Annotated in this window: 10 protein-coding genes; 5 read left to right on the forward strand and 5 right to left on the reverse strand. The window is 54.9% G+C overall.

Translation table 11 applies throughout. From position 1 onward, the window contains the following. Positions 1 to 3: 3 nt before the first annotated feature. On the forward strand, positions 4 to 1,062 hold the full coding sequence (locus AACU55_RS15985) for an HlyD family secretion protein (protein ID WP_134705737.1): 1,059 nt from the start codon (positions 4 to 6) through the stop codon (positions 1,060 to 1,062). Here AACU55_RS15985 and AACU55_RS15990 read toward each other — a convergent pair. Further along, positions 1,046 to 2,074 (reverse strand): isopenicillin N synthase family dioxygenase, encoded by a 1,029-nt coding sequence (locus tag AACU55_RS15990; protein WP_134705738.1) that lies wholly within the window; start codon positions 2,072 to 2,074, stop codon positions 1,046 to 1,048. The two genes, AACU55_RS15985 and AACU55_RS15990, sit on opposite strands and share 17 nt — an antisense overlap. 170 nt (positions 2,075 to 2,244) lie before the next feature. After that, entirely contained in the window at positions 2,245 to 3,126 is an 882-nt protein-coding gene (locus AACU55_RS15995; protein WP_134705739.1) for an NAD(P)-dependent oxidoreductase, read from the reverse strand. 222 nt (positions 3,127 to 3,348) lie between these two features. On the opposite strand from AACU55_RS15995, the gene AACU55_RS16000 reads away from it, so the two are divergent. Next, positions 3,349 to 3,720, forward strand: a complete 372-nt coding sequence (locus AACU55_RS16000; RefSeq protein ID WP_037034006.1) for a protein YebF — start codon at positions 3,349 to 3,351, stop codon at positions 3,718 to 3,720. A gap of 205 nt (positions 3,721 to 3,925) precedes the next feature. Here AACU55_RS16000 and malI read toward each other — a convergent pair whose 3' ends face one another. After that, the gene (gene malI, locus AACU55_RS16005; protein WP_037034005.1) at positions 3,926 to 4,957 is read right to left on the reverse strand and encodes a Mal regulon transcriptional regulator MalI; all 1,032 of its coding nucleotides are present in this window, start codon (positions 4,955 to 4,957) and stop codon (positions 3,926 to 3,928) included. Positions 4,958 to 5,211: 254 nt separating this feature from the next. On the opposite strand from malI, the gene malX reads away from it, so the two are divergent. From malX to add, 3 genes are all read left to right on the forward strand, one after another. Then, positions 5,212 to 6,825: a maltose/glucose-specific PTS transporter subunit IIBC gene (gene malX / locus AACU55_RS16010; RefSeq protein ID WP_013575498.1), complete on the forward strand. Its 1,614-nt coding sequence runs from the start codon at positions 5,212 to 5,214 to the stop codon at positions 6,823 to 6,825. Positions 6,826 to 6,883: 58 nt separating this feature from the next. Beyond that, on the forward strand, positions 6,884 to 8,059 hold the full coding sequence (locus AACU55_RS16015; RefSeq protein ID WP_134705740.1) for a MalY/PatB family protein: 1,176 nt from the start codon (positions 6,884 to 6,886) through the stop codon (positions 8,057 to 8,059). Between the two features lie 207 nt (positions 8,060 to 8,266). Next, positions 8,267 to 9,265 (forward strand): adenosine deaminase, encoded by a 999-nt coding sequence (gene add, locus AACU55_RS16020; RefSeq protein WP_134705741.1) that lies wholly within the window; start codon positions 8,267 to 8,269, stop codon positions 9,263 to 9,265. Between the two features lie 64 nt (positions 9,266 to 9,329). On the opposite strand, the gene AACU55_RS16025 is transcribed toward add, so the two are convergent. Both AACU55_RS16025 and AACU55_RS16030 read right to left on the reverse strand, forming a co-directional pair. Continuing rightward, entirely contained in the window at positions 9,330 to 10,349 is a 1,020-nt protein-coding gene (locus AACU55_RS16025) for a bile acid:sodium symporter family protein (protein ID WP_013575495.1), read from the reverse strand. Positions 10,350 to 10,428: 79 nt separating this feature from the next. Next, positions 10,429 to 11,475, reverse strand: coding sequence for an oxidoreductase (locus AACU55_RS16030; RefSeq protein WP_134705742.1), 1,047 nt, complete (start codon positions 11,473 to 11,475; stop codon positions 10,429 to 10,431). Between the last annotated feature and the right edge of the window lie 114 nt (positions 11,476 to 11,589).

Raw genomic sequence — 11,589 nt, forward strand, 5'->3', positions numbered from 1 at the left:
CTGATGAAAAATATCTTTCGTTATCCATCAATTATTGTGGTGCTTTGCCTCGGCATTATCGGGGTCATGATCGTGCTGTATAGCTGGCAGTTGTTCCCGTTTAACTCTCAGGTGGAATCGACGGATAACGCGTATATTCGTGGCAACGTTACCCTGCTCAGCCCCCAGGTGTCAGGCTATATCACCGACGTCAAAGTACAAGATTTCATGCCGGTGAAAAAAGGTGACGTGTTGTTTGTGATTGATAACAGCACCTATCTTCAGGAGCTATTACAGGCAGAAGCCGCCGCCGCACAAGCACAGGTCGCATTGCAAAACTTTGAGCAGAACCGCGCCTCGGGTGCCGCAAGCCTGCAACTGGCGGAGGCTGAACTGCAAAGCGCGCAGGCCGCACAAAGCAAAGCAGCACTCGATACCGGGCGTAACGGGCCTTTGCTGGAGAAAGGACTGGTGTCTAAAACAACCGGTGACGAACTCCATGCGGCGCTTTTGACTGCACAGGCAAACGTTGCCAAAGCACATGCCTCCGTGAATATCGCCCGGCAGGATCTGGCCCTGGTTGATGCAAATAAAGCTTCGCTGGCCGCCGCGTTAAAAGCCGCACAGGCGAAAGTTGAAGTGGCACAAATCAATCTGCAGCATACGCAGATCGTTGCCCCTTCAGACGGTCAGCTCGGTGAAGTCAGCGCACGACTCGGGCAGTACGTCAGTGCCGGGACACAACTGACCTCGGTTACGCCGAAACAGGTCTGGGTGACTGCCAATTTCAAAGAGCGCCAGCTGGCGGGCATCGTTATCGGCACACCGGCGACGTTCACTGTCGACGCCCTGAACGATCACCCATTTAAAGGGCATGTGGTACGGATTTCCCCTGCGGCAGGTTCGGAGTTTAGCGTTCTCAAAGCGGATAACGCGACGGGTAACTTCACCAAAATCTCACAACGTATCGCGGTGCGCATTGAACTGGAACCGGGACAGCAGCAAAGTAACCGTCTGCGTCCGGGCATGTCCACCATAGTCAGCGTAGATACTGCACAGGCCCCGGTCAGCCAGCAGTATTAGCCCCGGGGAAATCGGAATAATAGCGCTGCGCCACGTCAGGATGTGAACGCAGCCGCCCTTTCAGATAATTGAAACCCACATCGCGGAATAACGGATTCAGCGGATCGCTGGCCTCTCCCCGCGCTTCCTGCGCCAGTTCTGCGGGCAACGGGAATAATGGCACAACAGCATCAAGCTGAGCGCCGAGGAAAAATGCCAGCGACAAGCGCTCGCCGCCTTCCGGTGGCGAGACAACCCGATGTACCGTAGCGCGCAGATAGCCGTTGGTGGCAAGTTCCAGTAACTCCCCGATATTTACCACCAGCGTATCAGGGACCGGAAACGCGTCGATCCACTGGTTTTCTTCCACTTCAACCTGTAAACCGCGCTGTTCATCCTGCAAGAGAAAACTGAGGAATCCTGAATCCTTGTGCGCACCGACCCCCTGATTTCCGGCGCCCACCGTGCGTCCCGGATAACGAATCAGTTTGATATGTTCATTAGGCTTTTCGCCATACAGCGGATCAAACGCGTCTTCCGGCAGTTTAAGCGCCAGGGCAAAAGCCCGCAGCAGACGCAGCGACATGGCCGTCATCTCCCGTTGCCAGCGCAGTAACAGCGGGCGCAATTCCGGCAATGCTTCCGGCCATTGATTCGGCCCCTGCAATCTTGCCCAAGCAGGCGTACTCTCTGTCACCGGCAGTTTTGGCCGCTCGGCACCGAGATCAAACTGTTCGCGCCAGTCCGGCTCACCCCGGGTAATCTCCGAGGCGGCCCGGTTATAACCGCGAAAGTGTGGCGAGTTGATCATCGCCACAGCCAGTTTGTCTTCCTCGGGCAGTGCAAAGAATTGTCGGGCAACCCGCTGAACATCCTTCAGTAACTGCGCATCAACGCCATGATTTTTCAGGTAGAAAAAACCAATCTCACGCGCGGCATAACGCAGTTGCGCAAGGAACGCTTCCCGCTGTCCGGGCGTTGCAGAAAACTGACTGAAATCGATCAGAGGAATAGAGGGGGATGTCTGACTCATCGCGTAGTCCGCCGTGATGTTATTAATAATTATCAACGCTATCACGGTTGCCGGATGACAGACCAATAGCCAGATGGTCTGGTTTATACTTCAGGGTTATGAATGAGAGGCAGAAAACAGCCAGCCCTTCCGTGGACAGACCGCTGATTTATTCACAAATTTTTAATGACTTAAGCCTTATTGCCAAGATAGTGATACACCACCGCCAGATCCTTCCCGCCATAACCGCCATCGACCGCACCCTGCCAGGTCTGACTGATACGTTTCATCACCGGCAGTTCAAGATTACTGCCCGCTTCCAGCGCCAGATTAATATCTTTCAGGGCCCAGGTCAGCTGCATCTGCGGGGTGTAATCACCGCTTTTGAACATCTCCATTTTGCCCCTGATATACGGCGCAGCAAGCGGACCGCCTTCCAGCACATTCCACAGATCGTCGGGGGTGAAACCCAGCGCTTCGGCAAGTTGCGTAGTTTCGGCAATACCTTCCATCATGGCAATCAGCCAGGCATTGACCACCAGTTTCATTCTGGATGCACGCCCGGCTTCGCCCAGCCATTTTGTCGCTTTGGAAATGGCGGCAAATACCGGCTCAATAGCCGCACCCGCTTCGCGATCCCCGCTGGCCAGCACCACAATTTGCGCCTGCTCGGCCGGTGCTTTCGTCCCGGAAACCGGTGCATCAAAGAACACCACATCAGGACGCAGCGTTTTAATCAGCGCCATCAACGATTCCGTCGCGTCTACGCCGAGCGTTCCCATTTGAGCGATAATGCCGCCATGTTTCAGGCCGGCAAGCAAACCGTTGTCACCCTGATAAACGTCAAGGGACGTTTTGCCATCGGACAGCATTGTAATCACCACATCCGCCCCTTCAGCAGTTTCACACGGTGTCCGGCCGCGTGTCGCACCGGCTTTCACCAAATCATCACCCCGTGAAGCCGTCCGGTTCCAGACGCGGGTATTGAACCCTTTTTTGATCAGGTTAGCGGCGAACGCGTGCCCCATTGCGCCCAGCCCCAGTACGGCGACCGTGGGTTGTTGCTGACTCATGCCTGACTCCTTACGTAAACAATGTATGTTGTAAAAAGGCTAACACCCCGGCGCGCTGTCCGGGGCATTGGCTTCTGTAAGCGAATGCAACAGAAAGGCTGATATTACTTAACCTCTGCTGAGTAAGTGGCGTAACATACGCGCTTTCGCGCCTGGCGTTTAATATTGATTTATTCAGGCAGCTTATGATTTGACTGATAATTTTCAGGAGTGGCAAGCATTATGAGTAAAGTTGTTTTGATCGGGATTGTTTCAGTCATTTTCGTTTTGATGGTGCTGATGTTGGGCTCTGTGTATATCTACCCGTGGTGGATGCAGCGCTCCACAGAAGGCGCGTGTGCCGATATCAGCAAGGACAATGCCATCGATACGGTCACCCGTGATTACATGGAAAATCGTATCCCTAACTGGGGCAACGATAAAGACAACATGGGCACGTCGGTGCCGGTTCTGAATTTCATCAGCGATGACGCTAAAGAAGACAAAGGGACCTATAACATCCCGTTCAGCGCGAAAGGTCCGAACGGCACCCTAGGTTATGTCGCGCACTTTAACTGTTCCAATCACTACGTGAAATATTCGACGGTGGAATAAATCCAGACGAACACCCTGGGCTTGCGGCTGTGACCCCGCCCGCTGGAACACAGACTCCGGCAACAGCGCGCAGTGAGAAAAACGCAGGATTCCAGGGGGTTCGTTTCAAATTTTTTGGGACACTGTGGGCGGCAACCCACAACCTTGACCTGGATTCTAAATTTAAAAGCGCCCGGAGCGCCCGGAGCGCCCGCTCAGGCATCAGCTAAGCCGATTCCCTCTCCACCAGCCCCGGTGGCACAATAATATTCTGCGCTTCCAGATTCTGCCCGCCAATCCTCAGCAACAAGCGCCTGGCCGTTGCGTGGCCGATTTCCCGTGCGGAGTTCGCAATGGAGGTCAGCGGAGGCTCGGTCAGCTCCGATTCCGGTGCATCTTCCATGCCTATCAGGGCAATTTTTTGCTGGAAGAAACTGTCTACTGCCCCGCCGCCGACTTGTGCGCCGGTGCGCAGGACGCCGAAATAGGCACCCAGTGCGACGGAAGATTTATGGCAGACAATCGCGCTGATTTTCGGATAGCGGGATAATAAGGTTTCGGCAGCATCGGCGGCACATTTTTGCTGATAGTCACATTCGATAATCCATTCAGTGCGAAATGGCAGACCGTATTGCAGCAGTGTGGCGCAGAAGCCGCCGAGGCGTTCGGCACGGGTTAACGAATTGCTCAATCCGCCAAGATAGGCGATTTGTTTGTGGCCCTGTTTGATCAGATATTCCGTGGCCATTTTCGCCGCAAGCATATTATCGGGACGGACAACGTCCACCCCCTCAATGCCGCCGGAGCGCGCGGCGCAAATCAACGGGACGCCATGTTCTTCGGCCTTTTCTCTCAACCCACCGAGGGTATTCACGCCACCGGCGATCACAATGCCGTCCACGCCGTGGGTCAGCAACGTATCGAAACAACGCATCAGCCCTTTACCGGACGGGCCGCTTTGCAGCAGAAATAACACTTTGCCCTGCGCTTCAAACATCTCACTGAGACCGGCGGTCATTTCGGCATAAAACGGTTCACAGATATCGCGGACTATCAGCCCGACCACGCCGGATTCTCCGCCGCGCAGCGTACTCGCCTGCCGGTTGCGCACAAAACCCAGCGCATCAACCGCCCGGTTAACCCGTTCTGCGGTTGTCTGGGAAATCCGTCCCTTGCCGCTGAGCACCAGTGAAACCGTGGTCACGGACACTCCCGCGTGCTGCGCCACATCTACGATCGTGATTTTTTTAGGGTTCATCGGGTGTTGCCGTTGATTTGAAATGCCATGAAACAGGATCCCTGCCCGCCCGCTTTACTCGAAGGCTGGAATAATTAGCGTGGTCAGACAGTTATACCTAATTCCACTCTTTGAGTAAAACGTTTAACCTTCCTTTCACCAGCGCAGTGCAAGCATCATTAAATATTGTGAGGTACGACACGTATTATTTAGGTAAAACGTTTTATCTTAGCCGCCATCAAAAGCAGCTTAATAAAACAACTCATGGAGCGGGTATGCCTGCAAATAAAAAACAACGTGTCACACTTTGGGAATTCTTCCAAAGCCTGGGGAAAACTTTCATGCTTCCGGTCGCCCTGCTGTCGTTCTGCGGCATCATGCTGGGCATCGGCAGTTCGTTAAGCAGTCATGATGTGGTGACGCTGATCCCTGCATTAGGGAATCCGATCCTGCAACTGGTTTTCGTCTGGATGAGCAAAGTCGGATCGTTTGCCTTCAGCTTCCTGCCGGTAATGTTTGCTGTCGCTATCCCGCTGGGCATGGCGCGTGAAAACAAAGGTGTGGCGGCTTTCTCCGGCTTCGTCGGTTTCGCCGTGCTGAATCTGGCGATTAACTTTTTCCTGACCGCCAACGGCACATTGCCGACCGTCGACCCGATGGTGCTGAAAGCCAATAATATCCAGATGATCCTCGGCATTCAGTCTATCGACACCGGTATTCTGGGCGCAGTGATTGTCGGTATCATCGTGTACATCCTGCACGAGCGCTACAACACGATCCGTTTGCCGGATGCGCTGGCCTTCTTCGGCGGCACGCGTTTTGTCCCGATTGTCACCACCGTGGTGCTCGGTCTGGTCGGTTTGCTTATCCCGCTGATCTGGCCTTTCTTCGCCGCTGGCATTAACGGTCTGGGCCGCCTGATTCAGGGCGCAGGGGTATTTGGTCCGATGATTTTCGGTTCCGGCGAGCGTCTGCTGTTACCTTTTGGTCTGCATCACATTCTGGTTGCACTGATCCGCTTCACCGAAGCTGGCGGTACGCTGGATGTCTGTGGTCGCGAAGTCAGCGGCGCGCTGACCATCTTCCAGGCGCAGCTTTCCTGCCCGACCACGCACGGTTTTTCTGAAAGCGCGACACAGTTCCTTTCTCAGGGCAAAATGCCTGCGTTCCTCGGCGGCCTGCCGGGTGCTGCACTGGCGATGTACCACTGCGCGAAACCTGAAAACCGTCATAAAATTAAAGGCCTGCTGATTTCCGGCGTGGTTGCCTGTGTGGTTGGCGGCACCACTGAACCGATCGAATTCCTGTTCCTGTTTGTTGCGCCGGTTCTGTACGTGATCCACGCCATTCTGACCGGTCTGGGCTTCACCATCATGTCGGTTCTGGGTGTAACCATCGGCAATACTGACGGCAACATCATCGATTTTGTGGTCTTCGGTATCCTGCACGGCACTGCCACCAAGTGGTATCTGGTGCCGGTTGTGGCGGCTATCTGGTTCGCGGCTTACTACGCTATCTTCCGCTTCTCCATCACCCGCTTTAACATTAAAACCCCGGGCCGTGAATCTGAGAACATGCCTGCTGCCGCTGCGGTGCCGTCTTCCAGTAAATCTGGCTACAACGTGCCGGTTATTCTGAGCGCGCTGGGCGGTGCCGGTAATATCGTTTCTCTGGATAACTGCATCACCCGCCTGCGTCTTTCCGTGGCAGATATGTCGCTGGTTGACGATGCCACGCTGAAAGCCAACCGCGCCATCGGTGTTGTGCATCTTAACGAACACAATCTGCAGGTGGTGATTGGTCCGCAGGTGCAATCAGTGAAAGATGAACTTGATTACCTGATCCGCACCGCGGCGAGTCAGCCCGCGCCGGAACCGGCTATCGCGTAATATGATTAACAGGGCGACTCCGGTCGCCCTTTTCTGCTTTATTCAGGGAGTGAAAAGAATGACTTTTGATTTCTCCACCGTTACCGACCGTCATGGCACCTGGTGCACCCAGTGGGATTACGTCGCTGACCGTTTCGGCAGCGCAGACTTACTGCCATTTACCATCTCCGACATGGATTTCCCCGCTGCACCCTGCATTCTCGATGCGCTGCAAAAACGTCTGCAACACGGCGTGCTTGGTTACAGCCGCTGGCATCACGATGATTTCCTCGGCGCGGTGGCGCACTGGTATCAGCAACGTTTTAACAGCCAGATTGACCGCGAAATGGTGGTGTACGGCCCGTCAGTGATTTACATGGTTGCGCAACTGATCCGCCAGTGGAGCCAGCCGGGCGACGGCGTGGTGACATTTACGCCCGCCTATGACGCCTTCTTCAAAGTTGTGGATGGCAATCAGCGCCAGATGCTGGCCTGTCCGCTGATTAAAAACGCTAACGACTGGGCACTGGACGCAGAACATCTGGAAAGCCTGCTGGCGCAACCGGCCTGCTCTTTGCTGTTGCTGTGCAGCCCGCATAACCCGACCGGTAAAGTCTGGACGCGTACAGAACTGGCGCTCATCTCAGAACTTTGCGAACGCCACCACGTGCGGGTGATCAGTGATGAAATCCACATGGATATGGTCTGGGGCGAAAACCGCCATACGCCGTGGAATGAAGTCGCACGCGGCGAATGGGCGCTACTGACCTCCGGCTCGAAAAGTTTCAACATCCCGGCGCTGACCGGCGCTTACGGCCTGATCAGCCATCAGGCCCCGCGCGAGGCGTATCTGCAGCAGCTGAAATCCTGCGATGGCTTATCGTCTCCGGCAGTGCTGGCCATTCATGCGCACGTTGCCGCGTATCATCACGGTGAAGCCTGGCTTGACGCGCTGCGGGAATATTTACAGGGCAATCTGCAATACGTTGCGCAACAACTGAACGCCGCCTTCCCGCAGCTCAACTGGCAGCCGCCTCAATCCACTTATCTGGCCTGGATTGATTTGCGCCCGCTCGGGCTTGACGATAATCAACTGCAAAATGAGCTGATCGAACATCAAAAAGTCGCCATCATGCCGGGTTATACCTACGGCGAAGAAGGCAACGGCTTCCTGCGCCTGAATGTTGGCTGTCCGAGATCGAAGGTGGAAGCGGGTGTTGAAAAATTAATCAATGCCATCAGGGAGTTGGTCTAAGCTCCTCCCCCTGCGAAGGGGGAGGACGGGAGGGGGTTTTAAGGGCAAACACCTGGTCGATTCACACTTCAACCTCCTGATATTTCTTTAATACCCCACCCCAACCCTCCCCTTCGCAGGGGAGGGAGCAAATTCAAAACCCTTCTTGTTGCGCAACTAAATACAGTTATAATGCCCCGCACATTTCAATAATAATGAGTGCACACCATGATCGACACACGCCTTCCCCTGACCGACATTCACCGCCACCTTGATGGCAACATCCGCGCTCAAACCATTCTCGATTTAGGCCGTCAGTTTAACCTGACCTTGCCTGCCAATGAACTTGAAGCCCTGCGCCCGCATGTCCAGGTGATGCATACCGAACCGGATCTGGTGAGTTTTCTGCAGAAACTCGACTGGGGCGTAAAAGTGCTGGGCGATCTCGATGCCTGCCGCCGTATCGCCAAAGAAAACGTTGAAGATGCGGCGCGTGCCGGTCTGCATTATACCGAGCTGCGTTTCTCCCCGTATTACATGGCGATGAACCACAAACTGCCGGTCGCTGGCGTGGTGGAAGCGGTGATTGAAGGGATCCGCGAAGGTCAGCAACATCATGATATCGATGTGCGTCTGATTGGCATTCTGAGCCGTACCTTTGGTGAAGATGCCTGCCAGCAAGAGCTTGAGGGTTTGCTGGCGCACCGCGACGGCATTACCGCACTGGATCTGGCCGGTGATGAACTGGGTTTCCCCGGCAGTCTGTTCCTCAGCCACTTTAACCGTGCGCGTGACGCAGGCTGGCGCATTACCGTGCACGCCGGTGAAGCCGCAGGGCCGGAAAGCATCTGGCAGGCGATCCGCGAGCTGGGCGCAGAGCGTATCGGCCACGGTGTGAAAGCCGCACAGGATCCGCAACTGATGGATTTCCTGGCGAAGCATCAGATTGGTATCGAATCCTGCCTGACTTCCAACATACAGACCAGCACCGTGGCCTCTTTTGAGCAGCATCCGCTGGCGATTTTCCTGCGTCACGGCGTGCTGGCTTCCATCAATACCGATGACCCGGCGGTTCAGGGCATTGAGATTGCTAACGAATATAACGTCGCCGCACCGGCTGCCGGGCTGACGCCAGACGAGATCCGCAAGGCACAGGAAAACGGCCTGACCATGGCGTTCCTGACCGATGCTGAAAAGCAGGCCATTCGCCACAAAGTAGCGGCGTAACGCTTTCTGCGATAATAAAAAAGGGCGGGAATAATCTCCGCCCTTTTCTTTTTGATTCAACCTGTTAAACCGTTTTTACTTCTTCTTTCTTCAGCAGTGCTGCGGCTTCTTCACGTGCCACACGTTTGGCATAGCGTGAGGCCAGTACCGCGCACACCATCAACTGGATCTGGTGGAAAATCATCAGCGGCAGCACCATCGCCCCTACGGCGGCAGCCGGGAACAGCACGTTCGCCATCGGAATACCGTTCGCCAGACTCTTCTTCGACCCGCAGAACACAATGGTGATTTCATCTTTGGTGTTAAAGCCAAACAGACGCGCCACGTAAGTGTTGATGATCAGCACAATAGTGAGCAGAACAACAGAACAGCCGAGGATCGCCAGCAGCGACCAGCCGTTGATCTGATGCCAGATCCCCTGCACCACCGCTTCACTGAACGCCACATATACCACCAGCAGAATCGATGAACGGTCAGTGACGTTGACGATTTTCTTGTGACGCTGTACCCAGCCGCCAATCAGCGGACGACAAAGATGCCCGATGATAAACGGCACCATCAGTTGCAGCACAATAGAACCGATGGCATGCAGGGTGTCAGTGGTGCCGCCCTGTGTATGCATCAGCAGGCCGACCAGCACCGGCGAGAGGAACACGCCAAGAATACTGGATGCCGACGCGCTGCAAATGGCCGCCGGAATGTTACCGCCCGCCACCGAAGTATAAGCAATCGCAGACTGCACGGTCGCAGGTAGTGCGCAGAGATACAGGAAACCGTAGTACAACGTCGGCGTCAGGATCCCCACCGGCACCAGCCATTTCATGCCCAGACCGAGCAGCGGAAACAACGCGAAGGTGCTGAGGAAGACCACAACGTGCAGACGCCAGTGGCTGATACCCGCCATGATCGCTTCACGGGAAAGCTTCGCACCGTGCATAAAGAACAGCAGCGCGATAGCGGCCGTGGTCAGGTAACCGAAGAAGGTTTTATAAATGCCTTCACACGGGAAAAATGAGGCGACCACGACAACACAAACCAGGATCAGCAAAAACTTGTCGATTTTCAGACGTTGTAACCAGGACATGAACCTTCCTTGCAAAGTGAATAACAAATGAAAAATAAAAGTGCCACCAAAGTGACACTTAAGAAGCGTAGACGACGTGTTAGTTCTTGATGACTTTCAGGGTCGCCTGTTGTTCTGAGGACTGCATCCCCAGTTCGAGCATTTCCATCACACGGATAGCATCCGCCGCCGGAACCGGATTATCGCCCTGTCCGTTAATGGCATCCCGCACCCCGGCATAATAAGCCGGGTAATTGCCCGGAATGGTCAGCAGCGATTTTTCCGCCAGTACGCCATCGTGGCTCAGCGTAATCACACCATCGCGCTTGTCGAATCCCCAGTCAGGCTGTGGTAAACGTTCACCGGCTTTCAGGCGATCTTCCTGCGGATCCAGCCCGAATTTCACGTAGCTGCCCTTTTCGCCCTGCACGATAAAACGCGCAGTTTCGGCAACCGCATACACCGTACTGTGCAACACCACGCGACGGCGCGGATAGGTCAGCACCGCGTTGAAATAGTCCACGGCTTTACCGCCGGGGCGCAGTACAGCCAGATCCGCCTGCAACGTTTCCGGCAGTCCGAACAATTGCAGCGCCTGATCCAGAAGATGCGAACCCAAATCGAACCAGATGCCGCTGCCCGGCGCATCACTTTCACGCCAGCGCTGCTGAACCTGCGGTTTGTAACGATCGTAATGGGATTCGAAATAGACGATATCGCCGAGCGCACCTTCTTCAATCAGCGTTTTAACCGTGAGGAAATCCGAATCCCAGCGACGGTTATGAAATACTGACAGCACCTTGCCTTTTTCACGCGCCAGCGCGTCAAGCTCGCGGGCTTCCTCAAGTGTTACGGTAAAGGGTTTATCCACGATAACGTGCTTACCCGCTTCCAGCGCCAGTTTCGCCAGCGGGAAATGGGTGGTGTTGGGCGTCGGGATCACCACCAGATCAATGGACGCATCGGCAAACAGCTTTTCCGGCGAATCTACCACCTCCACATTGGGCCAGTCCGCATGGACTTTGCCCGCATCGCTGCTGGAAACCACCGCCAGCTCAAGGCCGGGCGTGCCATCAATCAGGTGTGAATGAAAGGTTTTACTGGCGAAGCCGTAGCCGACGAGGCCGGTACGCAGGGTCTGAGTCATAGGATTTCCTTTATTTAACGGTCTTACCCGCTGGAGGCTAATCATCTGATTTGACACCAGCCACGCAGGATGAACAAGTGAAAAATTTGCCCTGTCTCTTTGCACCGCCCCCTG

This window comes from Rahnella sp. CJA17(1/100) (assembly GCF_963881615.1).
GTDB classification, from domain to species: Bacteria; Pseudomonadota; Gammaproteobacteria; order Enterobacterales; family Enterobacteriaceae; genus Rahnella; species Rahnella aceris.

Excerpts from the sequence above, each read along its gene's own strand:
- AACU55_RS15995 (WP_134705739.1), bottom strand. The coding sequence starts at position 3,126 with ATGAGTCAGCAACAACCCACGGTCGCCGTACTGGGGCTGGGCGCAATG.
- AACU55_RS16000 (WP_037034006.1), top strand. The coding sequence starts at position 3,349 with ATGAGTAAAGTTGTTTTGATCGGGATTGTTTCAGTCATTTTCGTTTTG.
- add (WP_134705741.1), top strand. The coding sequence starts at position 8,267 with ATGATCGACACACGCCTTCCCCTGACCGACATTCACCGCCACCTTGAT.
- AACU55_RS16025 (WP_013575495.1), bottom strand. The coding sequence starts at position 10,349 with ATGTCCTGGTTACAACGTCTGAAAATCGACAAGTTTTTGCTGATCCTG.
- malI (WP_037034005.1), bottom strand. The coding sequence starts at position 4,957 with ATGAACCCTAAAAAAATCACGATCGTAGATGTGGCGCAGCACGCGGGA.
- AACU55_RS15985 (WP_134705737.1), top strand. The coding sequence starts at position 4 with ATGAAAAATATCTTTCGTTATCCATCAATTATTGTGGTGCTTTGCCTC.
- malX (WP_013575498.1), top strand. The coding sequence starts at position 5,212 with ATGCCTGCAAATAAAAAACAACGTGTCACACTTTGGGAATTCTTCCAA.
- AACU55_RS16030 (WP_134705742.1), bottom strand. The coding sequence starts at position 11,475 with ATGACTCAGACCCTGCGTACCGGCCTCGTCGGCTACGGCTTCGCCAGT.
- AACU55_RS16015 (WP_134705740.1), top strand. The coding sequence starts at position 6,884 with ATGACTTTTGATTTCTCCACCGTTACCGACCGTCATGGCACCTGGTGC.
- AACU55_RS15990 (WP_134705738.1), bottom strand. The coding sequence starts at position 2,074 with ATGAGTCAGACATCCCCCTCTATTCCTCTGATCGATTTCAGTCAGTTT.